General features: G+C 73.3%; 15 protein-coding genes and 1 pseudogene. 4 read left to right on the top strand and 12 right to left on the bottom strand.

Annotation, left to right across the window (positions count from 1 at the left end):
- The coding region (locus IH45_RS1000000150245; protein ID WP_234440742.1) for a hypothetical protein at positions 1 to 236 on the top strand (236 nt) is incomplete at its 5' end.
- 278 nt (positions 237 to 514) lie between these two features.
- Here the strand turns inward: IH45_RS1000000150245 and IH45_RS0131080 are convergent.
- A complete protein-coding gene (locus IH45_RS0131080) occupies positions 515 to 1,522 on the bottom strand; it encodes a stage II sporulation protein M (protein ID WP_030676105.1) in 1,008 nt (335 codons plus the stop codon).
- Between the two features lie 130 nt (positions 1,523 to 1,652).
- On the opposite strand from IH45_RS0131080, the pseudogene IH45_RS1000000148190 reads away from it, so the two are divergent.
- A pseudogene (locus IH45_RS1000000148190) lies at positions 1,653 to 2,462 on the top strand (RDD family protein); the annotation flags it as partial.
- Between the two features lie 522 nt (positions 2,463 to 2,984).
- Here IH45_RS1000000148190 and IH45_RS0131070 read toward each other — a convergent pair.
- Together IH45_RS0131070 and ahcY are read right to left on the bottom strand one after the other, a co-directional pair.
- On the bottom strand, positions 2,985 to 3,599 hold the full coding sequence (locus IH45_RS0131070; protein ID WP_030676099.1) for a hypothetical protein: 615 nt from the start codon (positions 3,597 to 3,599) through the stop codon (positions 2,985 to 2,987).
- A gap of 132 nt (positions 3,600 to 3,731) precedes the next feature.
- Positions 3,732 to 5,189: an adenosylhomocysteinase gene (gene ahcY / locus IH45_RS0131065; protein WP_030676096.1), complete on the bottom strand. Its 1,458-nt coding sequence runs from the start codon at positions 5,187 to 5,189 to the stop codon at positions 3,732 to 3,734.
- Positions 5,190 to 5,845: 656 nt separating this feature from the next.
- On the opposite strand from ahcY, the gene IH45_RS01000000144280 reads away from it, so the two are divergent.
- Complete coding sequence (locus IH45_RS01000000144280) at positions 5,846 to 8,275, top strand: fructose-specific PTS transporter subunit EIIC (RefSeq protein ID WP_394298721.1); 2,430 nt, start codon at positions 5,846 to 5,848, stop codon at positions 8,273 to 8,275.
- Positions 8,276 to 8,442: 167 nt separating this feature from the next.
- Here the strand turns inward: IH45_RS01000000144280 and IH45_RS0131055 are convergent, their stop codons facing one another.
- From IH45_RS0131055 to IH45_RS0131025, 7 genes are all read right to left on the bottom strand, one after another.
- The gene (locus IH45_RS0131055; RefSeq protein ID WP_030676089.1) at positions 8,443 to 9,402 is read right to left on the bottom strand and encodes a cation diffusion facilitator family transporter; all 960 of its coding nucleotides are present in this window, start codon (positions 9,400 to 9,402) and stop codon (positions 8,443 to 8,445) included.
- 123 nt (positions 9,403 to 9,525) lie between these two features.
- Entirely contained in the window at positions 9,526 to 10,728 is a 1,203-nt protein-coding gene (gene manA / locus IH45_RS0131050) for a mannose-6-phosphate isomerase, class I (protein ID WP_030676086.1), read from the bottom strand.
- Between the two features lie 224 nt (positions 10,729 to 10,952).
- Positions 10,953 to 12,095 (bottom strand): SIS domain-containing protein, encoded by a 1,143-nt coding sequence (locus tag IH45_RS0131045; RefSeq protein WP_030676082.1) that lies wholly within the window; start codon positions 12,093 to 12,095, stop codon positions 10,953 to 10,955.
- A 64-nt stretch (positions 12,096 to 12,159) separates the two neighbouring features.
- Entirely contained in the window at positions 12,160 to 12,342 is a 183-nt protein-coding gene (locus IH45_RS0131040; protein ID WP_003985907.1) for a Trm112 family protein, read from the bottom strand.
- A 233-nt stretch (positions 12,343 to 12,575) separates the two neighbouring features.
- Complete coding sequence (locus tag IH45_RS0131035; protein ID WP_030676079.1) at positions 12,576 to 13,934, bottom strand: phosphomannomutase/phosphoglucomutase; 1,359 nt, start codon at positions 13,932 to 13,934, stop codon at positions 12,576 to 12,578.
- A gap of 221 nt (positions 13,935 to 14,155) precedes the next feature.
- The gene (locus IH45_RS0131030) at positions 14,156 to 15,772 is read right to left on the bottom strand and encodes an L-lactate permease (RefSeq protein ID WP_030676076.1); all 1,617 of its coding nucleotides are present in this window, start codon (positions 15,770 to 15,772) and stop codon (positions 14,156 to 14,158) included.
- Positions 15,773 to 15,976: 204 nt separating this feature from the next.
- Entirely contained in the window at positions 15,977 to 16,420 is a 444-nt protein-coding gene (locus tag IH45_RS0131025) for a DUF3499 domain-containing protein (RefSeq protein WP_078897859.1), read from the bottom strand.
- Between the two features lie 271 nt (positions 16,421 to 16,691).
- Between IH45_RS0131025 and IH45_RS0131020 the strand changes: the two genes are divergently transcribed.
- Positions 16,692 to 17,231: a metallopeptidase family protein gene (locus IH45_RS0131020; protein ID WP_234440741.1), complete on the top strand. Its 540-nt coding sequence runs from the start codon at positions 16,692 to 16,694 to the stop codon at positions 17,229 to 17,231.
- A 91-nt stretch (positions 17,232 to 17,322) separates the two neighbouring features.
- Here the strand turns inward: IH45_RS0131020 and IH45_RS0131015 are convergent, their stop codons facing one another.
- Entirely contained in the window at positions 17,323 to 18,870 is a 1,548-nt protein-coding gene (locus tag IH45_RS0131015) for a DUF5719 family protein (RefSeq protein WP_030676054.1), read from the bottom strand.
- On the bottom strand, positions 18,867 to 22,742 hold the full coding sequence (locus IH45_RS0131010) for a glycosyltransferase family 2 protein (protein ID WP_030676051.1): 3,876 nt from the start codon (positions 22,740 to 22,742) through the stop codon (positions 18,867 to 18,869). The genes IH45_RS0131015 and IH45_RS0131010 overlap by 4 nt, the downstream gene beginning before the upstream one ends.
- Positions 22,743 to 22,965 lie beyond the last annotated feature (223 nt).

Here is a 22,965-nt window from a genome sequence, read left to right as displayed (position 1 = left end):
CCTCCGGGCGCTTCCCTTCGGTCTTGCGTTTCCGACTCTATCAGATCCTCGCGGTCCTGATTTCCGCCGGTGCGTTTCGGCCTTTCGGCTTCTTCGCGGCTCCAACCTTACCAGATCCGTTCGGCGTTTCCGCTTTCCGTTTCCGGCTCCCTGCTGGAGCGGGACGGCCGTCCGGCTTTCGCTTTCCGGCCTCTCCGACTTTATCAGATCCGATTCGCAGTCCGTTTCCAGACTGAATCCGTATCCGATTACCCGTCGGAGGGGTTTGCCTTTCGGCTGGTCCGACTTTATCAGGAGCGTTTCACCGACTTGAATCGGTGCGCGTTTTCCGGATAAGGATTCGGCGGTGCTTCGCGGAATCGGAGTTCCGACTGAAGCAGACGAGAGACTAACCGTTGCGCTCGAACATGTCTAGTCCGTGGCAACCGTTCGAATCTACCTCCCCGCCTCTCCCGTGTCAACGGGTTTCTTGGGGTGATCAGGAGATTAGCAGGTCAGCGGGGCTGTACGCACATCAGGCGGCCATCGGGAGGACCGCGTCACGGTCCGACGCGTCGACGTCGCCCGTTTCCCCGGCGCGGACGGCGCGGCCGCCGAGTACGTACACGTACACGAGAAAGGCCAGCTCGGCGACGACGCCGATGGAGATGCGGGCCCAGGTGGGCAGGCCGGACGGGGTGACGAAACCTTCGAGGGCGCCCGACACGAACAGCACGGCGGCAAGGCCGACGGCTACGCCGAGCGCGGTGCGCCCTTCTTGGGCGAGGGCGGTGCGGCGGGTTCGCGGGCCTGGGTCGATGACCGTCCAGCCGAGGCGCAGACCCACTCCGGCAGCGACGAAAACGGCGGTGAGTTCCAGGAGGCCGTGCGGGAGGAGCAGGCCCAGGAAGGTGTCGAGGCGGCCGGCCGAGGACATCAGGCCCAGGCCGATGCCCAGGTTGAGCATGTTCTGGAAGAGCACCCAGAAGACGGGCAGGCCGAGGAAGGCGCCCAGGACCAGGCACAGGGCCACGGCTTGCGCGTTGTTCGTCCAGACCTGAGCGGCGAAGGAAGCAGCGGGGTGGCTTGAGTAGTACGTCTCGTACTCACCGCCCGGCCGGGTCATGGCGCGGAGGTCTTCGGGGGCACCGATGGCGGCCTGGACCTCGGGGTGGGTGGAGACCCACCAGGCGATGAGGGCGCCGACGGCGGTGGACAGGAGGGCCGTCGGTATCCACCAGTGGCGCAGCCGGTAGACCGCGGCCGGGAAGGAGACGGTGAAGAAACGGGCCACGTCGCGCCAGGACGCCTTGCGCGCGCCGGTCACCGTACTGCGGGCGCGGGCCACGAGTGAGGTGAGGCGCCCCGTGAGGGCGGGATCCGGGGCGCTGGTCTGGAGGAGGGAGAGATGGGTTGTGGTGCGCTGGTAAAGGGTGACCAGCTCGTCGGCCTCGGCGCCGGTGAGGCGGCGTTTGCGGCGCAGCAGTTCTTCGAGGCGGTCCCATTCCGCTCGGTGGGCCGTGACGAAGACATCGAGGTCCATGGGGTTCCGCTCCTGGCAGCGCCGTGAGGTGACTGTGCCGTCAGCTTGGCAGACTGGGCGCGTCGGCCGTGGGGCGGGCGTCGGTTCGGGGACGGACCGGCACGGATTGGGGCAGGGAAGGACGGCGCGCGTGAACGAGCTCGTGACGGGCGAAGCGGTGGTGTTGGGACTCCGGCCGGCCCGGCTGCCGAGCCGGGCGCTGGCGGTTCTCGTCGATCTGGCGGTGACCTGGAGTGCCTACGTCCTGCTGTCGGTGGTGATGCTGAGCGCCACGGCGTCGATGGACGACGCGGCGCGGGCCGCCGTGTCGGTGGCGCTGTTCGTGCTGGTGCTGGTCGGAGTGCCGATCATCGTGGAGACGCTGAGCCGTGGCCGTTCGCTGGGGAAGCTGGCGTGCGGGCTGCGGGTGGTGCGCGAGGACGGCGGGCCGGTCCGGTTCCGGCACGCGCTGGTGCGGGGGGCGATGGGGACCATCGAGATCGTCCTGACGATGGGCGTGGTGGCCTGCATAGCCTCGCTCGTCTCGGCGCGCGGCCGGCGGCTCGGAGACGTCTTCGCGGGCACCGTGGTCGTACGGGAACGGATACCCACCCCCCGCGGAATGCCGGTGCTGCCGCCCCCGCCGCCCTGGCTGGCGGCGGAACTCGGCGCGCTGGACCTGTCGCGGGTGCCGGACGGCTGGTGGCTGACGGTTCGCCAGTTCCTGACCCGAATACCCCAGCTCGATCCGCAGGTCGGGGGCGCGATGGCGGCTCGGCTGACCGGGGATCTGAGTGGCTGGACGGGGGCGTCGGTGCCCGCGGGCATGCATCCGGCGGTGTATCTGGCCGCGGTGGCGGGTGAGCGGCAGGCACGGGAGGCGCAGCGGGCGTTCGGGGCGCCGCTGGGGGCTCCGGGGGCGGTGGCGACTGGGGCTGCCTGGGGCGGGGCCCATGCTGGGGGCCAGACCGGGGGCGACGGCTACGGAGGCGAGGCGTACGCAGGTGGCGCGTACGCAGGTGGCGCGTACGCAGGTGGCGCGTACGCAGGTGGCGCGTACGCAGGCGGCGGGTACGGAGGTACGCCTGAGAGCGGTGCGCATGGGGGGCATGTGTACGGAGGCGGGGCGTCCGGTGGTGGTGCGCCCAGTAGTGGTGCTTACGGGGGTGGTGCGAACGGAGCTGGGTCGGCGTACGGGGCCGGGGGGCAGGCCGGGGTTGCGGCCGGGCAGGGCGGCAGCTGGGCCACCGGGGCGGCCGGGGCGACCGAAGTGACTGGGGCGGCAGCGGTGACCGGGGCTGTTGAGGCGACCGCCTCGACCCCCGCGGCGGGTGGGAACGAGGTCGGCGCCGGAGCCGAGGCTCATCCCGAAAGCTCCCGTCCCGAGGCCGACTCAGCAGGCGGCGCCGGGCGGCGCGCGGGCTTCGCGCCACCCGCCTGAGGGGCGCAGCCGACCGGTGGCGGCGTCCGGCGCGGCGGTCGGTCAGGGGAAGGCCGACGGCGGGGTTTCGAGGTCTTCGAGTTCGATGCCGGGGGCGGCCAGGACGACGTCGCCGGCGATGTGCACGGCGTGCTGTTCGCCGGTCTCCAGGTCGTTGACCTGGTATTCGTCCGCCGTCAGCGGGCCGTTGTCAGTGGGGTGTGCTGTCCTGGTCACCAAGGCCCAGGACTGGTCGAGGGTGCGGGGTGCGAGGACAGGGGGTGTGAAGGCCACGAGGCGGGTGCGGACGGCTCCGGCGCCGGGGGCGGGGCGCAGCAGCCGGGCGGTGGCGACGAGGAAGGCGGGGGACGCGCCGGTGAAGGCATGGGCGGGGACGTTGCCTTCGGTGGCGTGAGCGCCGGTCGGGTCGGTACGGACCCAGGTGACGCCTTCCAGGGCGGCGCCGCGTACCTGCCAGCCGCCGGCGTGGAGTTCGAGGCGGATGGGGCGGCCGAGGTCGTCGAGGGTGAGGTCGACGGAGCCCGCGGGGTCTCCGGAGGGGGTGGTGAGCTGGGAGACGTAACGCCAGCCGGAGGGGCCGGTGGCGCAGTGGAAGTGTTCTTCGCCGAGGGGGGTGTGGTCGTGCGGGTCGTGCAGGGAGTAACGGCCGCGGGGCATGGGGGTCCTTGGTCGGGTCCGGTGGTACGGGTCAGGCCCCCGCCGTGGTGCTGGGCGGGGGCCTGGATCACCGGCTGCCGGTGGTGGTGCCCGGCGTGCGCGGTGGCGGGCCGGGCACCGGGTGCGCGGGGATCAGTAGCGGTAGTGGTCGGACTTGTACGGGCCCTCGACGGTGACGCCGATGTAGGCGGCCTGCTCGGGGCGCAGGGTCGTGAGCTTGACGCCGAGGGCGTCGAGGTGGAGGCGGGCGACCTTCTCGTCCAGGTGCTTGGGCAGGACGTAGACGTCGGTCGGGTACTCCGCCGGCTTGGTGAACAGCTCGATCTGGGCCAGGGTCTGGTCCGCGAAGGAGTTGGACATCACGAAGGAGGGGTGACCGGTCGCGTTGCCGAGGTTGAGCAGGCGGCCCTCGGACAGCACGATCAGGACCTTGCCGTCGGGGAAGGTCCAGGTGTGGACCTGCGGCTTGACCTCGTCCTTGACGATGCCGTCGATGGCGGCGAGGCCGGCCATGTCGATCTCGTTGTCGAAGTGGCCGATGTTGCCGACGATCGCCTGGTGCTTCATCTTGGCCATGTCGGAGGCCATGATGATGTCCTTGTTGCCCGTCGTGGTGACGAAGATGTCGGCGGTCTCGACGACCTCGTCCAGGGTGGTGACCTGGTAGCCGTCCATGGCGGCCTGGAGGGCGCAGATCGGGTCGATCTCGGTGATGATGACGCGGGCGCCCTGGCCGCGCAGCGACTCGGCGCAGCCCTTGCCGACGTCGCCGTAGCCGCAGACCACGGCGGTCTTGCCGCCGATGAGGGTGTCGGTGGCGCGGTTGATGCCGTCGATCAGGGAGTGGCGGCAGCCGTACTTGTTGTCGAACTTCGACTTGGTCACGGCGTCGTTCACGTTGATCGCCGGGAAGAGCAGCACGCCGTCGCGCTGCATCTCGTACAGGCGGTGCACGCCGGTGGTGGTCTCCTCGGTGACGCCGCGGATCTCCGACGCCAGCTTGGTCCACTTCTGCGGGTTCTCGGCGAGGGTGCGGTTGAGGAGCTCCAGGATCGCGCGGTGCTCGTCGTTCTCCGCGGTCTCGACGGCGGGGGCCTTGCCGTCCTTCTCGTACTCGACGCCCTTGTGGACCAGGAGCGTGGCGTCGCCGCCGTCGTCCAGGATCATGTTCGGGCCGCCGGTGGGCGAGTTCGGCCAGGTCAGCGCCTGCTCCGTGCACCACCAGTACTCTTCGAGCGTCTCGCCCTTCCAGGCGAAGACCGGGACGCCCCGGGGGTTCTCGGGGGTGCCGTTCGGGCCCACCGCGATGGCGGCCGCGGCGTGGTCCTGGGTGGAGAAGATGTTGCAGGAGGCCCAGCGGACCTCGGCGCCGAGCGCGGTGAGGGTCTCGATCAGGACGGCGGTCTGCACGGTCATGTGCAGCGAGCCGGTGACGCGGGCGCCGGCCAGCGGCTGGGCGGCGGCGTACTCCTTGCGGATCGCCATCAGGCCGGGCATCTCGTGCTCGGCGAGGGTGATCTCCTTGCGGCCGAAGGCGGCGAGGGACAGGTCGGCGACCTTGAAGTCCTGGCTGTTGGCTGCGGTCGACATTCGGGTTGCTCCCGTGGTCGAGGGTGGTCGGCTGGCAGTCTGCGGCGCGGGCAGGTGGGGACGTTACCGCCCGGCGCTTCGCGCGGGCGGACGTACCGCGTACGCGGCACACCGTCCGAGGCGGCGTGCCGTACGGGCAGCGCCCCTGGTCGTACCGGCGATACCGCATGCCGTACGGGCCGTGCACGTCGTACGGGCGGTACCGCGTGGGCGGACACACCTCTCCCCTGGCCGCAGCGCAGTCCGTCGGAGGCCCTCTCTCCCTCGGCCGGCCCGCGGGACGGACCGCCCGACCGCCATCAGCAGCGACGTCTGGCACTGGTCACGAATCTACACCGATCGCCCCGGGGAACCCCAGCCCGCCTGAGGACTTCGTCCGCGGGCGGACGGGCGCGCGGACCGCCGGTCGGCGCGGGCGTGCAGGTCGCGGGGCACCGGCCGCGCCCGGAGTGGCCTTGGGCACTTTGCACCCGCCCCTTCGTATTGCAGGATGCGGAAAGCGCGGGAACACTCGCACGTCACCCCGCGCGCACGTCCGTTAGGAGAACCACGTGACCACCAGTCCAGCCGATCCCCGCGAAGGCGCGGGGACGGGCGGGCGAGGGCTGAAGCTGCTCGCAGTGACCGCCTGCCCCACCGGCATAGCCCACACGTACATGGCCGCCGAGAAACTGACCCAGGCCGCCGAGTCGCTCGGCCATGCGATGAAGGTGGAGACGCAAGGGTCGATCGGCGCGGAGAACGTCCTGTCTGACAACGATGTCAGAGACGCCGACGGGATCATCATCGCGGCGGACAAGGACGTCGACCCGGCGCGCTTCGTCGGCAAAAGGCTGCTGGTGGTGGGCGTGGCCGAGGGCATCCGCCATCCCGAGGAGCTGATCGAGCGGGTACGGAGCGCGCCGGTGTACGGCGCGGATGGGGAGCGACGCGAAGACGGAGGCGGGGACGGAGGCGGGAGCGGAGGCAGAGATGGAGGCAGGGACGGAAGCGGGAACAGAGGCAGGGACGGAGGTAGGGACGCGCACTCGGGCGGCGCGGGCGGTTCCGGTAGCGGTTCCGGTGCCGGAGGTGCGGCTGCTGCCGGTTCGGGTGGGGCCGGTACTGGCCGGGGCGATTCCGGGCGGGGCGGTTTTGGGCGGGGCGGTTTTGGGCGGGGCGGTTCCGGGAGGGCCGGTTCGGCCGGTGCTGCCGGGCGGGGCAAGGAGCGGAGCCTGACGTACAAGGCGCTGATGAACGGTGTCAGTTACATGATCCCGTTCGTCGTGGTCGGCGGGCTGCTGCTGGCGCTGTCGCTGGCGGTCGGCGGGCATCCGACGGAGAAGGGGCTGGTGATCCCGGAAGGCACGTTCTGGGCACACGTCAACGACATCGGCACCATCGGCTTCAAGCTCATGGTGCCGGTCCTGTCCGGCTACATCGCGTACGCGATCGGGGACCGGCCCGCGCTGGTGCCGGGCATGATCGGCGGCTGGATAGCCAATACCGGCGAGCTGTACGGCTCCGAGGCGGGCGCCGGGTTCATCGGGGCGATCGTGACCGGCTTCCTGGCCGGGTACCTGGTGATGTGGATCAAGAAGGTCCGGGTGCCGCGGTTCGTCCGGCCGATCATGCCGATCATCGTGATCCCGATCGTCGCGACGGCGGTGCTCGGGCTGTTCTTCATCTACGTCCTCGGAAAACCGATCTCGTGGGTCTTCACGCATCTGACGGACTGGCTCAGCGGGATGACGGGCACCAGCGCGATCGTGCTCGGCGCGGTCCTGGGCCTGATGATCGCGTTCGACATGGGCGGGCCGGTCAACAAGACGGCGTTCCTCTTCGGTACGGGGCTGATCGCGACCGGCAACCAGACCGTCATGGGCATGTGCGCCGCCGCGATCCCGGTGATGCCGCTCGGCCAGGGGCTGGCCACGCTGATCCGCCGGCGTTTGTACTCCGAGCAGGAGCGGGAGACCGGTATGGCATCGCTGTTCATGGGCCTGTTCGGTATATCGGAGGGCGCGATCCCGTTCGCGGCGGCGCGGCCCGCGCAGGTCATCCCGGCGAACATGCTGGGCGGCGCGGTGGCCGGTGCCGTCGCGGGCATGGCCGGGGTGACGGACGCGGTGCCGCACGGCGGTCCGATCGTGGCGGTGCTGGGCGCGGTCGGCGGGGTGCCGATGTTCTTCGTGGCCGTGGCGATCGGCTCGGTGGTGACGGCGCTGGCGACGGTGGCGCTGGTGAACGTATCGGACCGTAAGAAGGAGCGGGCGGCCGCCGATCACGGGACGAGCCAGATGGATGGCCAAGCGGGTGGTCAGACGGATGGGCAAGCGGCGGGACAGGGGGCGGGGCAGGCTGCGGGAGAGGTCCCGGCCGAGGGAGGGGACCCGGCCGGAGGAGGGGTCCCGGCCGTGGCACCCGAACCGGTGCTCGCCGGGGTTGGCGCGGCCGGCGCGGCCCAACCGACCCAACCAGCCCAATCATCCCAACCAGCCCAACCGACCCAATCCACCGGCGCGGCCGAGGCAGCCGGAGCTATCGGAGCCACCACCATCCCCGACACCGACACGGGCACCAGCACGGACACCGCCCCAAATGCCGACGCCGACGCCGACGGCGCCGCCCCCGCCCCCGCCCCCGCCGACAAGGTGCTATCCGGCTACCTCACCCATCAGACCGTGAAGGTCCGACTGGACGCCGACGGCAAGGAGGCCGCGATTCGGGAGATGGCGGAGTTGGCGGCCCGTACCGGCAAGGTGGCGGACGTGGACGAACTGGTGCGGGTGGCGCTCGCGCGCGAGGCGCAGGGCACCACCGGCCTCGGCGAGGAGATCGCCATCCCGCACGCCAAGACGGACGCGGTGACCGCGCCGGTCGTCGGCTTCGCGCGTTCCGAGGAGGGCATCGACTGGGACTCGATGGACGGTACGCGCGCCAAGCTGGTGTTCATGATCTCGGTGCCGGAAGCCGCCGCGGGCGACGAGCACCTGCGCATCCTGGCCCTGCTGTCGCGCAAGCTGATGGACGCGGACTTCCGGGCCCGGCTGCAAGGCGCGCCGGACGAAGCGGCGATCCTCCGGGTGCTGAGCGAAGTCGGATAGCCCAAGCCAGGTAGCTCAAGCCAGGTAGCCGATGGAGAGCCGGAGGGCCCTGCACCACACCGGATGCAGGGCCCTCCCGCGTACAAGAGGAGGCCCGTACGAACCCGTACGGAAACGTACGGAAACGTACGGCCTGAGCCCCTTCAGCTCCCTCTTCAGCTCCCCCGTCAGATCCCCCCGGGCGTCTTCCCCGGATCGCTGCCCGCAGCAGCCGCGGACTCGCGGTAGATGTCCGGTTCCAGGTAGATCACGCGGGCGATCGGGACGGCCGCGCGGATGCGTTCCTCGGCGGCGTTGATGGCGTCCGCGACCTCCTTCGCCGTGTCGTCGTGCTGGACCGCGATCTTGGCGGCGACGAGGAGTTCCTCCGGGCCGAGGTGGAGGGTGCGCATGTGGATGACGCGGGTGACGGTGTCGCCGTCGGCCACGGCCGCGCGGATCTTGGCGACCTGCTCGGGACCGGCCGCCTCGCCGAGCAGCAGCGACTTGGTCTCGGCGGCGAGGACCAGGGCGATCAGGACGAGCAGGGCGCCGATGCACATGGTGCCGATGCCGTCCCAGACGCCGTTGCCGGTGGCGAGGGTGAGGCCGACGCCGGCGAGGGCGAGCACCAGGCCGATCAGGGCGCCGAAGTCCTCCAGGAGGACGACGGGGAGTTCGGGTGCCTTGGCGCGGCGGATGAACTGGGCCCAGCTCTGCTTGCCGCGCAGCTCGTTGGACTCCTTGATGGCCGTACGGAAGGAGAAGCCCTCGGCGATGATCGCGAAGACCAGGACGCCGACCGGCCAGTACCAGTGCTCCAGCTCGTGCGGGTCGTGGATCTTCTCGTAGCCCTCGTACAGGGCGAAGACGCCGCCGATGGTGAACAGGACGATGGAGACGAGGAAGCCGTAGATGTAGCGCTCGCGGCCGTAGCCGAAGGGGTGCTCCTCGGTGGCGGCGCGCTTGGCCTTCTTGCCACCGAGCAGCAGCAGTCCCTGGTTGCCGGAGTCGGCGATGGAGTGGACGCCTTCGGCCAGCATCGAGGACGATCCGCTGAAGGCGAAGGCCACGAACTTCGCCGCCGCGATGGCCAGGTTGGCGCCCAGCGCCGCGACGATCGCCTTGGTACCGCCTGATGCACTCATGGGTGGCGCGTTTCCCTTCCGTCGAACGGCTGCGGTGCGCAGCCTGCTTCGAGTCCGCTCCGTGGGCGGCTTTACGAACCCTTTAGGCGGGTCATTGTTGCAGCCCGCCCCGGCGGCCCTTGTTCAGGCCACCAGCGTTGCCCGGAAGAGGGTGCCTTCTCCCGTGAGTTCCACGCGTTCCCCGGCCCGTACGAAGGCCGATTCGCCCGGGGCGAGCGTCATGGCTGTGTCCGTACCGGAGCGCAACGTCGCCGTCCCCGCCGTGCACAGCAGGATCTGCGGGCTGCGGCCGTCCAGGGTGCGGGGCGCCCCGCCCGGGGCCAGGACGAAGCGGGAGAGCCGAAACTCGTCGGTCGGGGTCCCGTAGACCTCCTCGCCCGACGCCGTGGCGTCCTCGGGGCGCAGCACCCCCGCGTCGCGGGGTTCGAAGCGGACCACGCGCAGCAGCTCCGGTACGTCCACGTGCTTGGGCGTCAGGCCGCAGCGCAGCACGTTGTCGGAGTTGGCCATCAGTTCCACGCCGAGGCCGCCGAGGTAGGCGTGCGGGATGCCCGCGCCGAGGAAGAGTGCCTCGCCGGGCTGCAGCCGTACGTGGTTGAGGAGCATGGCGGCGAGCACGCCGGGGTCACCCGGGTAGTGGTGGGCGATGGCGGCGTACGCGGCGCAGGCGTCGGCGTACGGACCGTCCTCGGTGGCCAGGCGCCGGGCGGCGGCCGCGGCCTGTTCGACGGTCTCGGCGGTCTCGGCCTGATCGGCGCTCAGTACGGCGGTGAGCACCTCGCGCAGCGCGGCGTCCGCCGGGGCGGCGCGCAGGATGTCGGCGTACGGCTTGAGGCCGCCCACGCCGAGCGCTTCGAGGAGGGCGGCGGTCTCGGCCGGGTGGCGGAAGCCGCAGAGCCCTTCGAAGGGGGTGAGGGCGCAGATGAGTTCGGGCTTGTGGTTGGCGTCCTTGTAGTTGCGGTGCGGGGCGTCGAGGGGGACGCCCCGCCGCTCCTCGTCCGCGTAGCCCTCCTTGGCCTGGTCCAGGTCGGGGTGGACCTGGAGGGAGAGCGGGGAGCCGGCGGCGAGCAGCTTGAGGAGGAAGGGCAGCCGGGGGCCGAAGGCGCGTACGGCGTCGGGGCCCAGTTCGCGTTCCGGGTCGGCGGCTATGACGTCGGCCAGCGACACCGGGCCGGCGCCGCGGTCGGTGCGGGAGGGGGCGCCGGGGTGCGCGCCCATCCACATCTCGGCCTGCGGCTCGCCGGTCGGCTCGGTGCCGAGGAGTTCCGGGATGGCGGTGGTGGAGCCCCAGGCGTAGGGGCGCACGGTGTTCGTGAGGCGGTCCATGGTGGCGGGATTCCTGACTTCTCGTGCCCGTCTTCTCGTGCGGGCTGCTCGCGTGTTCCGAACCGTACGGGCGTGGCGGGACGTTTCCGCTCGGCGGGGCGCAGGTCCGGCGGACGGGCGTGGCGGGACGTTCCCGCGCGGCGGGGCGCAGGTCCGGCGGACGGCCGTGTGTACCCGCCATCCGACCGGGCCGGGCCCGTGTTCCCGTGGTCACCCGCCCGCGGTCATGATCCCTCGGTCCCGGCAAGCCCCAGGTAAACGGCGGCGAAATCCGTGACGGCGAGGAGTTCGGCGGCCTTCTCCAGGTCGCTGCCGTCGTCCGGTTCCAGTTCGCTGACCGGTGTGTCGTGCTCCAGCACCAGGTCGCGGGCGGCGGGCGCGGCGGAGAGCGGGCCGGGGGGCTCCTCGCGCAGCAGGACGACGCGGGCGTGCAGGGCCGTGGGCTGCTCGACGCGGTCGCGGAAGAAGTCGTCCGGGTCGGCGCCGGCCGCGAACGGTCCGGCGAGCAGCGCGCCGTGCGTGGTCATCGTCTCGGGCAGTTCGCCGGCGAGCGCGGGCCGGCCGGCGAGTCCGGCCAGTACGGTCGCGAAGTGCCGGCCGACGGCCCCGGCGACGAGGCCTTCGGTCCAGATCAGCGGCAGCGCGTCGGCGAGTTCGGCGGCGAGCGTCTTGGCGGGGTTGGAGTAGGTCTCGATGGCCGGGCCGCAGCGTTCGGCGACCTGGTCGAGGCGGTCGGCGAGCTGGGCGAGCGCCTCGGGCGTCGCGCTGAGCAGGCCGATCCGGTCGGCGAGCGTGAGCAGCGGGGTGAGCAGCGACCAGAGGGTGCCGGGGGCGGCGGGCGGCGCGCCCTCCACGTCGAACTCGGCGTCGTACGGGGTGGTGGCCAGCGGGACGGTCAGGCCGCGGGCCTGGACGACGGCGTCGGCGAGCGGGCCGCCCGCGGGGGTGACGGCGACGATCGAGCAGCCGCGGCGGTAGGCCTGCTCGACCAGCTGCGCCAGGGCCGGGTCGGTGCCGTCCGGGGCGGTGATCAGCAGCAGGTCCAGCGGGCCGGACCAGCCGGGCAGGGTCCAGCGCAGCGCGCCGGTGCGGGCCGCGACGCCGGTGGGCCGGATGAGGGTGACCGGGCAGCTGCCGCCGCCGAGGGCGCCGAAGAGGTCGGCGACGCAGGCGGCGGCCGGGCCCGGGCCCGCCACGAGGACGGTGCGGGGCCGGCCGTCGGGCCGCAGGTCGGGGATGCCGGACTCGGCGGCGTTACGGGCCGCCATGCGTACCCGGGCCCCGGATTCGGCGACGCCGCGCAGCAGCCCGTAGCGGTCGGCGCCGGCCAGCGCTTCGGGTGCGTCCAGGAGGGACTCGTCGAGCATGGTGTGCGCTGCCTCCGATCGCCGGTACGGGCGGGGTGGGGTCCGGGCGGCCGAGTCGCCCGGGTCAGGCGGGGCGCCGGGCCTCGTCCACCAGGAGTACGGGGATGCCGTCACGGACGGGGTAGGCGAGGCCGCATGCGGTGCCGGTGCACTGCAGCTCGGCCGGGTCGGCGTCCGACCGGTCCGCCAGCGGGGCGTGGCACGCCGGGCAGGCGAGGATCTCGATCAGGCTGGCGTCGACCGGCATGGGGGCTTCTCCTTCGGCATGAATACGGCACTTGCCAGCGTACCGCCGGGGCGGGGTCGGGGACGCGGCGCAGGTGGGGACCGGTGGGCGGGCGTGTTTTCGAATGCCCGCCCACCGGGCCGCCGTCCAACGTTCAAGTACGTGCATTACGCGCATTACGCGCATTACGTGCGTACGTACGTGCACGTACGTACGCGAGTACGTCCCGAGAACGCCCAGGACGGGAGCGCCCCTCAGCCCCGTACGATCCCCAGCACCTCGTCCCGCACCCGCTCGACCGTCGACCGGTCCCGGGCCTCGACGTTCAGGCGGAGCAGCGGCTCGGTGTTGGAGGGGCGGAGGTTGAACCACCAGTCGGCGGTGGTGACGGTCAGGCCGTCCAGCTCGTCCAGTTCGGTGCCCTCGCGGCCCTCGTAGGCGGCCTTGATCGCGGCGAGGCGGCCGGTCTGGTCGTCCACGGTGCTGTTGATCTCGCCGGAGGCGGCGTAGCGGTCGTACTGGGCGACCAGTTCGGACAGCGGGCCGTCCTGGCCGCCGAGTGCCGCCAGGACGTGCAGGGCGGCGAGCATGCCGGTGTCGGCGTTCCAGAAGTCGCGGAAGTAGTAGTGCGCGGAGTGCTCGCCGCCGAAGATGGCGCCGGTCCGGGCCATCTCGCCCTTGATGAAGGAGTGGCCGACGCGGGTGCGGACGGGGGTGCCGCCGCACTCCTTGACGACCTCCGGCACGGACCAGGAGGTGATGCAGTTGTGGATGACCGTGCCGGCCGGGTGCTTGGCCAGTTCGCGGGCGGCGACCAGGGCCGTGATCGCGGACGGGGAGACCGGGTCGCCGTTGCCGTCCACGACGAAGCAGCGGTCGGCGTCGCCGTCGAAGGCCAGGCCGATGTCGGCGCCGGTCTCGCGGACGCGGGCCTGGAGGTCGGTGATGTTCGCCGGGTCCAGGGGGTTGGCCTCGTGGTTGGGGAAGGTGCCGTCGAGTTCGAAGTACAGGGCGTCCAGGTCGATGGGCAGCCCCTCGAAGACGGTGGGGACGGTGTGGCCGCCCATGCCGTTGCCGGCGTCCACCACGACCTTCAGGCGGCGGATGCCGGAGAGGTCCACGAGGCTGCGCAGGTGGTCGGCGTAGTCGCCGAGGACGTCGCGCTGGGTGATGGTGCCGGGCCGGGCGGCGGGCTCGGGGCCGTCCCCGTCGCGCCACTGCTCGACCAGCGCGCGGATCTCGGCGAGGCCGGTGTCCTGGCCGACCGGCGCCGCGCCCGCACGGCACATCTTGATGCCGTTGTACTGGGCGGGGTTGTGCGAGGCGGTGAACATGGCGCCCGGCAGATCCAGCGCGCCGCTGGCGTAGTACAGCTGGTCGGTCGAGCACAGCCCGATCTCGGTCACGTCCGCGCCGTGCGCCGCGGCGCCGCGGGCGAAGGCCCGGGACAGGCCGGGCGAGGAGGGCCGCATGTCGTGCCCGGTCACGATCGCGTCCGCTCCGGTCACCTGGACGAAGGCCGCCCCGAACAGCTCGGCCAGCGTCTCGTCCCACTGGTCGGGGACCACACCGCGCACGTCGTACGCCTTCACGATCTGCGACAGATCAGTCACAGCCAGCCCTCCTGATGTCATGACGGGGTCCCAAACCTACCCGTAGGCGACCGGAGGGAGGCTGGAGCGTGCGGGGCCCGGACCGCCCGGGACCTCTGGTGTCCCGTGGGCCGCGGGTCATGCGCCGTACGCCCGCATTCGTACACACGCACCCGTACGCACGTACTCGTACCCCCTGCAGCCCCTTACGGTCTACGGCCCTCCCACGGCCCTCCCACGGCCTACGGCAGCATCCACCCCAGCACGTCCGTGCTCTGCCCCAGCACGATCAGGCACATCACCAGCAAAAGTCCCAGACTCCACGGCAGCACCTTGCGCAGCAGGTCGCCCTCGCGGCCGGCCAGTCCGACCGCGGCGCAGGCGATGGCCAGGTTCTGCGGGGAGATCATCTTGCCGAGGACGCCGCCGGAGCTGTTGGCGGAGGCGAGCAGGACGGGCGAGAGGCCGGACTGCCGGGCCGCGGTGACCTGGAGGGCGCCGAAGAGGGCGTTGGCGGAGGTGTCGGAGCCGGTGACGGCGACGCCGAACCAGCCGAGCACGGGCGAGAGGAAGGCCAGTCCGGCACCCGCCGCGGCGACGAAGTGGCCGATGACGGCGGCCTGTCCGGAGAGGTTCATGACGTAGGCGAGCGCCAGGACGGCGGTGACGGTGAGGATCGCCAGGCGCAGTTCGCGCACGGTCGCGGCCCATTCGCGTACCGCGGTGGCGGCCCGTACGCCCAGGACGGGGGCGCTCAGCGCGCCGGCCAGCAGCACCAGCGTGCCGCCGGTGGCGAGCAGCGGCAGCGCGAAGGTGTTGCCGGCGACGGGTGCGCCGTCCGGGCCCGCGACGTTGAGGAAGGGCCAGTCGAAGGTGCGGGTGGCCCGCGCGAGGAGGTCCTTGACGGGTGGGATCTGGGCGAGGGAGAAGACGGCGACGATGAGGGCGTACGGCGCGTAGGCGCGTACGACGTCGGCGCGGGAGTCGCGTACGTCCAGGTCGGCGCTGCGGGCGCCGGTCAGCACGGCGGCCCGTACCGGCTCGGCGGCGGGCCTGCGGGCGCCGGGTACGGCGACCAGCGCGGCGGCTCCGGCCAGGGCCGCGCCGATGTCGGCGAGCTGCGCGGAGACGTAGTTGGCCGCCGCGAACTGCACGGCGGCGAAGGCCAGTCCGCAGGCCAGCGCGGGCACCCACGTCTCGCGCAGCCCGCGCCGCCCGTCGACCAGGAACACCAGCAGCAGCGGTACGACGAGGGCGAGCAGCGGGGTCTGGCGGCCGACGACCGGGGCGACGGCGTCCAGCGGCAGGCCGGTGACCTGGGCGAGGGTGACCACGGGCGTGCCCATGGCGCCGAAGGCGACCGGCGCGGTGTTGGCGACGAGCGCGACGACGGCGGCCCGTACCGGGGTGAAGCCGAGCGCGACCAGCATCACCGCGCTGATCGCGACGGGCGCCCCGAATCCGGCGAGCGCTTCGAGCAGCGCGCCGAAGCAGAAGGCGATGACCAGGGCCTGGACGCGGGGGTCGGCGGAGAGGCCGGAGAAGGAGCGGCGCAGGACGTCGAAGTGCCGGGTGCGGACCGTCATGCGGTGGATCCACAGGGCGTTGACGACGACCCACAGGATGGGGAAAAGGCCGAAGAGCGCGCCCTGCGCGGCGGCGGACAGCGCCTGCCCCGCGGGCATGCCGTAGCCGAGGCAGGCGGTGGCGAGGGCGATGGCGAGGCCGGTGAGCCCCGCGCGGTGGGCCCGCATGCGTACGGCGCCGAGCAGGACGAGGACGGTGGCCAGCGGCAGGGCCGCGACGAGCGCGGACAGGGCGGGCGAATCGGCTACCGGCTCCAGTTGCTGTACGAACACACGGCCTCCCGGTGCGGTGGACAGCCCCCGTCACCTTCCGCCATACGGAAGCGGATCACCCGGGAGTGGAGGCATGGTGAGGTCCGCGCCGAGGCGGCGTCAATGCCGCGTACGCAAGTGGAGGCGAGCCGTGGCCGTCGGTGCGCGCGAGCCGTAGCCGTCAGCGCGGAAGAGCCGGGTCCGCCCGCGCGTCGGCGACCGTCCTCAGGAATCCGGCGACCGCAGTACCCGCAGGTGCCCTCGGCGGGCGACCTCCATCGGGTGGGCGTCGCGGCCGTTCGGCCCGGAGACCTGCGGCCCGTTGCCGCCGCCCGCGGCGCGCTCCTGGGGCCGGGCGGCCTCGCGCACCGCGTTGGCGAGCGCTTCGAGGTCGTCGCCGCTGGGGCGGGCCGGTCCGGCGTCGGTGGCCAGGCGCACGACCTCCCAGCCGCGCGGCGCGGTCAGCCGCTCGGAGTGCTCGGCGCACAGGTCGTAGCAGTGGGGCTCGGCGTAGGTGGCGAGCGGTCCGAGCACGGCGGTCGAATCCGCGTAGACGTACGTCAGCGTTGCGACGGCGGGGCGGCCGCACGCAGTGCGCGAACAGCGACGTACAGGGCTCACGACGTTGGACGGTACCGCACTCTTGAGCGGGCCGCGATGACTCTCCACGACCTCACCCGACCGTGTCGTCCTGGTTCGTCCGGTGCGCCTGACCTGCGGGCGCTCGGCCCGGCCCACCCGGGGAGCACTGCGCCGGACGGCGCAGGGGGTCAAAACCCGTCACGACTGTGTGCATTTCGTGTCATTCCTCATGCTGTTCACGGTCCGACGCCTGGTCGCGTACGGACGCGTCGAGCCTATGACCGGTCACTCGCCGACATGGCACCGGATCCGCCGCTCTCCCGCGCCGCCTGCCCCGGGACGGTTACGCTCGGTTCTGATGGACAGTCCCGTACCTCCTCCGGCCGACGCCGGGGGGACCCCTGCCCCGGCCGGCACCGGCGGGACCACCGTGCCGGACGGCGGCGCCGGGCGGAGCCCCGCACCGGCGGAGCCGCGCCCGCGCCGGCGCGACCGGCACGGCCGCGGCATGCGCGGCCCGGTCGCGCCGCCCCAGGTACCGCTCTCCGTGAGCCGCGCGGACGCTTTCGTCGACCTGGTCTACGACTCACGGGACCGGCTGGAGCGGCGCTGGCCCCAGCTGGCGGACGTCGACTTCCTGGTGGTCGAGGTGCCCGGGTTCGGTCCCGACGGGGCCGCCGGGCTGCCGGACGACGAGGAGACCGTGCCGCTGGGCCGGCTGCTGCCCGCCGACGGTGACCAGCGGGACCGGGTGCTCGTCTACCGCCGCCCGGTCGAGATCCGTACGAAGAACCGCGACGAGCGGGCGCTCCTGGTCCACGAGGTCGTCGTCGAGCAGGTCGCCGAGCTGCTCGGCCTGGCGCCGGAGTCGGTGGACCCGCGGTACGGACAGGACTGAGCCGGGCGGGGCGGGACGGGGGCCAGGGCGGGACCATCGGCCCCGCCCGCTGGCCCTCACCCCCGCCGACCCTCACCCGTTTCCCCCGTCCTCACTTCGTCAGCAGCGAAAGGTCCTCCCCCGCCGTCGGCACCACGACCGTCCCCCGGTCGTCCGGCAGCGTCTGCACGGTGAAGGCCGGGAGACCGCCCTGCGGCAGCGCCAGGGTGCGGGCCGCGTGGACCGGGCCGCTGCCCGCCTCCGGGGTGACGGTCAGGGCGTAGGAGCCCTTGAGGCCCTGCGGGCGCGGCGGTTCGACGGCGAGGGTGCTGCCGCCCTTGACCGTGTACGTCTTCGAGACCGGCGTACCGCCTCCGCTGCCCGCCGACGCGGTGACCGTGACCTTGGCGTCCTTGCCCTTCTCCGGCGCGACCAGGGACAGCGTGCTGCCCTTCTCCCGGTTGTCGGCGGCGGTGGCCCGCTCGCCGACCGGCCGGGTCGCCGGGATGAAGGCCATCTCCTGCTTGTCGTCCTTGCCACGGGTGACCCGGAGAGCCGCGGTGACCGGTGCCGTGGAGCCGTCCGCCGGGGTGAGGACGAGCGAGCCCGCCTCGCCCTTGGTGAGGTCCTTGAGGTCGGCGGTGGTGATCATGCCGCTCTTGACGTGCAAGGTCTCCAGTCCGGCCGGGGTGATCAGGCCGCTGGGGGTGGCCAGCTGCACCTTGAGGTCGGCGTCCTGCTTGCCGGGGGCGACGGCGACGAGGTGGACGGAGGTGGCGTCGGCCGGTATGCCGGGCAGCACCAGGCCGGGCGCGGGGTCGGCCGCGGCGGGCAGCCAGTCGCCGCCGAGCTTGGCGTCGGCGGCCTGTACGGAGGCGCCGACCCGGCCCTCTCGGGCGGTCACGTGCAGCGCCGCGTCCTGGGTGGGCGTACCGGTCAGCGTGGAGAGCAGCACCGGCACGGTGGCGTGCGGCGGGACGCTGATGTTCTCGCCGGAGGCGGACTGCACCGGGCCGTCCTTGCCGCGCAGGTCCAGGTCGACCACGGCCGGGGTGTTGTCCGGGTTGGTGAGGTGGACGTAGTCCTGGCGGTCCTTGGCGGTGCTCACGCCGGGGAACCAGAAGTCGGTGTCGGGCGCCGCGCAGGACAGGCCGAGCAGGCCGCGTCCGCTGCCCGCCGCGACGCTCGTCGTCTGCTGGACGGTCCAGCCGGGCGCGAGGGCGCCGTCGGCGGCCCCGACGAGGGCGGGCGCGTCCGCGCGGTCCGTGGTCGCGGTGACCGGCGTGCCGGGCTGCTTCAGGGGCGCGACGGGCTGGGCGTCGGCCTGCGCGCCCTGCTCACCGCCCTTGTCCTTGTCGTCCTGAGGAGGCTTCCCCTTGCCGTCCTGCTGCTTGCCGGGCTGCGCGGGCAGCAGTCCGGCGGTGCCCTGCGAGCCCGCCTTGCCGCCCGTGCCCTTGGGCGTGAAGGCGGTGTACGTGGTGTCGCCGACCTCCGAGGACGTGGGCGGCGGGCACAGCAGCGCGGACCGCTCGACGGGCAGCCGGGTGCCGCCCTTGGCCGCGCTCTCCCGCGGCCCGTCCGGCGCGGCGACGGCGGCGACGCCGGTCACCGCGCCGAGCGCCACGGCCGCGCCGATCAGGGACATGATGGTGCGCTTCACTGCTGGTCGCTCCCGTCGCGGCGGGGCTCGCGGTAGGAGCCGGGGTACGTCGTGCCGTCGCCGTAGGGCTGCTGGTGCGGCGGCTGCTGGGGCTGGTGAGGCTGCTGGCCGTAGTAGTACGGGTCGTAGGCGCCGGGCTGGTACGGGGCGGCGGCCTGGTCCGGGTCCGGCGGGTACGGGGCGGGGTACGGGTTGCCGTACTGGTCATGGCCGTACGGTGCACCCGCGTCCTGACCGTACGGCGGAGCGTCCTGGCCCTGCCCGTACGGCTGCTGCGCGCCCTGGTACGGGTCGCCCGCCTCGTAAGGCTGCTCCTGTCCGTATCCGTGCTGCTGTCCGTAGCCCTGCGGGTCATAGACCTGCTGCTGCGGAACGGCCGCATACGGATCGGCGGTCTGGCCGGTCATCGGATCGGCCATCGGATCACCCGTCGGGCCGGCCATCGGATCGGAGTGCCCGGCGCCCGCGGGCGCCATCGGGTCGGTCACCGGCTCGTCGCCGGTGCGCGGCGCCGGGACGCCCGCTTCCGCGCCTTCGGGGGCGCCGGCGGCCTGGGCCGCCCGCAGCCGCCGGGCCCGGCGGCCCTCGCCCGCGGCGGCGGGCGCGGACATCGCCGCCGTGCCTTCCTCGGGCAGGTCGTCGTCGATCTCCCGGCGGCGGCCCGGCAGCGCGAGCACCACGAGGACGACGGCGAGCAGGCCCTGGGCCCACAGCCACAGGGTGTGGCCCATGGGGTCGTCGTACGTGAGGTCCAGGCGTCCGCCGTTCGCGGGCAGGGTGAAGCCCTGCGCCCAGCCGTCGACCGTGACCGGCTTCAGGGCCTTGCCGTCGAGGGTGGCCTGCCAGCCCGCGTCGGCGGTGTCGGCGAGGCGCAGCACCCGGCCGTCGGGGCCGTTGGGCAGGTCGGTGTGGGACTCGACCGGTCCGGCGGCGACCGGGACCGGCGCCGCGGCGCGGCCCGCGCGGGTGCCGTCCTTGGTCTCCGACGGCACGATCGCGACGCGTGCGACCCGCTGGTCCACGCGCCACAGGGCGCTGCCGTCCTCCTGGCTGAGCCGGGTCAGGCCGGGCGTGGCGTCCAGGACGCGGCCCATCTGGCGGGGGGCGCCGTCGCGGACCAGGACGTAGCGGATCGCGTAGCCGCCGAGCTGGTTGGTCTGGTCGGCGCCGGAGCCGGCCACGAGGTTGGCGACGATGCCGCCGAGCCGCTTGTCCTCGCCGGTCTCGGCGGCGATGTCGGCGTCCCCGAGGCGCGCGCCGGAGCCGCGTACCAGGGTGTACGCGACGTGTCCGGCGTCGCCGTCGAGGACGAGGGTGCGCGCCCGGTCGACGGAGCCGGAGTCCTCGGCGACGAACGCGGGGACCTGGACGGCGGCGCGGCGCTCCACCGGCCCGGCCGCGCCGGTGATCATCCAGCCGGCCGCCGCGTACAGCGGGGCGATCAGCGCGGACAGCGCGATCAGCACGGCGACCGGCTGCTTCCAGCCGAAGCCGACGGCTTCCATACGGGAGCGGATGCCCTCGGCGCCGACGGCGGCGGCGCACAGCAGCGCCAGCCCGTAGACGAGGGCGGCGGGCCCGGCCCACGCGGAGCGGTTGGCCAGGACGGCGAGGAGCAGTCCGGTCACGGCGACGGCCCAGGCCGTACGGACCGCGAACTGCCGGTCGGCGCGCAGGGTGGCGGCCAGCGCGGCCAGCACGATGCCCAGGAGCAGCACCCCGCCGACGGCCTTCGGGCCGCCGGGGCTGACGCCGACCAGGTCCAGGACGGTGGCCGGTCCGGCGCCCAGGTCCAGTCCGGCTTCGCGGAAGAAGCGGGCCGGGTGGGTGAGCAGGGACAGCGACCAGGGCGCGAGGACGATCAGCGGGGTGACGGCGACGGCGAGGAAGCGCAGCACGTACGGCAGGAGCAGGCCGCGGTTGCCGTCGAAGGCGCGCAGGGCCAGCAGGGCGAGGCCCAGGGCCACGGCGGCGGGCCAGACGACCGGGGTGAAGGCGGCGGTGAAGGTGAGCAGCAGCGCGTAGGCCCAGGCGGCGCGCCAGCTGGGCCGGGTGCCGGGGGTCAGCCGCAGGCCGCTTGCGGCGACGGCGGCGCGGGCCATCGGCGGGAGCAGGATGGCCAGGACGGCGGTGCCGATGCGGCCGCCGGCGAGGGCGCCGGTGGCGGCGGGCAGGAAGGCGTAGACGACGCTGCCCCAGGCGCGCAGCAGGCGGGAGGCGACCAGCGGCCGGGAGGCGAAGTAGGCGCTCAGTCCGGCGAGCGGTACGGAGCACACCAGCAGCACGGTCATGGCCAGGCCGGTGTTGCCGAGGAAGAGGGTCGCGGCCAGGGCGAGGAGGGCGAGGTAGGGGGGCGCGGCGGCGGTGCTGCCGGTGCCGGTGGCGTGCCAGCCGTCGAGGTAGCTCGACCAGAGGTCGCCGAGGCCGTCGGGGACGGGCAGCAGGGCGCCGCCGGTGAGGGCGCCGGAGCCGAGCAGGGAGCGGCAGGCGATGAGGGAGACGACGAGCAGGACGAGGAAGAGCACCGGGGCCGGCTGGCGGGCGATCCGCTTGAGCCGGGCGAACTGTTCGATCTCCAGGTAGTCGGCGTCGTCGCCGCCGGGTCCGGACTCGACAGCGCCGTGCCGCCCCGCGGAGGCGGCTTCGGGGGCGGAGCGTCCGGTGAGGTTGCCCGCGACTTGCTCGACGGTGGCCCGTACGGTCGCGCCGGGCGGCGGGAAGAGGGGCCGCAGTTCGCCCGCTTCGACGGCGGGCCGGCCGCGTTTCCTGCGCGCGGCGAGGATCGTGCCGGGGCGCAGCAGGGTGCCGAAGAGTCCGGCGAGTTCGTCGAGGGCCTGGCCGGGGACCTTGCCGACGAGGTAGGCGAGGACGCGCAGCAGGGTGCCGAGGACGATGCGCAGGGCGACGTACGGCAGCAGGACGCCGCGCGTGTTGGCGAGGAGGGTGTAGACGGCGCCCGCCTTGTCGACCCGGTGGGGTCCGGCGACGGAGCGGCCGACGCAGTCGATGGGGCGGCGCTCGCGGGCGGACGCCTCGGCGTGCCGCAGGACCGCGTCGGGGGCGACGAGGACCTGGTGTCCGGCGGCCTGGGCGCGCCAGCACAGGTCGACGTCGTCGCGCATCAGGGGCAGTCGGCGGTCGAAGCCGCCCAACTGCTCGTACACGTCGCGCCGGATGAGCATGCCCGCGCTGGACACGGACAGCACCGGGCGGACCTGGTCGTGCTGGCCCTGGTCCTGTTCGCGGCGGTCCAGGCCGGTCCAACGGCGGCCGCTGCGGGCGATGCTGACGCCCACTTCGAGGAGCTGGCGGCGGTCGTACCAGCTGCGCAGCTTGGGGCCGACGATCGCGGTGGAGGGGCTGGCGTCGGCCACCCGCAGCAGTTCGGCGAGGGCGCCGGGCTCGGGCGCGCAGTCGTCGTGCAGCAGCCACAGCCACTGGACGGGTTCGCCGTGCGGCAGTTCCGGCAGGTCGTAGGCGTCGTCGCGCCAGGTGCGGCTGACCGGGTCCCAGCCGCTGGGGCGTTGCAGGTAGGGCAGGTCGTCGGGGCCGAGCACGGGGGCGGCGCGTACGGCCTCGTCGACGGCGGTGCCGAAGCCGGAGCGGCGGGCGAGGTGGAGCACCCGGTCGTCGCCGAGGGCCTCGCCGAGCAGCCGGGCGGAGGCGTCCGCGCTGCCGGTGTCGGCGCCGACGATCTGCTGGGGCGGGCGCTCCTGGCCGAGCAGCCCGGCCAGCGCGTCGGGCAGCCAGCGTTCGCCGTCGTGCGAGACGAGCACGGCGGTGACGACGTGCCGGGGGAACTCGGGGGTGCCGTCGTGGTACTGGGCGGCGGCTTGCGCGGCCTGGGCGGCCGGCTGACTGTGCAGGGACATCGAGGTAGGGGCCCTCCCCGGGGGTCTCGGGGTCCTCCCCCGGCATAGCGCTCGCTGTGGACTGCGACGGACGGCGACGCGGTGCGGGCGACGGCACGTGCCGTGGCCGGGTGCCCGTCAGGGCGTCGGTGCGCCTCGGACGCGGCCCCACACTAATGGTTCCGGGCCGCGCGTCCGTCGGCCGCGTACACAGGCGACCGCCTCCGGCGCGTGGGCGCCGGAG

Origin of the sequence: Streptomyces rimosus subsp. rimosus (assembly GCF_000720725.1) — a bacterium.
Lineage (GTDB): Bacteria > Actinomycetota > Actinomycetes > Streptomycetales > Streptomycetaceae > Streptomyces > Streptomyces rimosus_A.
Note: the sequence above shows the minus strand (reverse complement) of the source record. Positions and strands in the feature narration are given on the sequence as shown.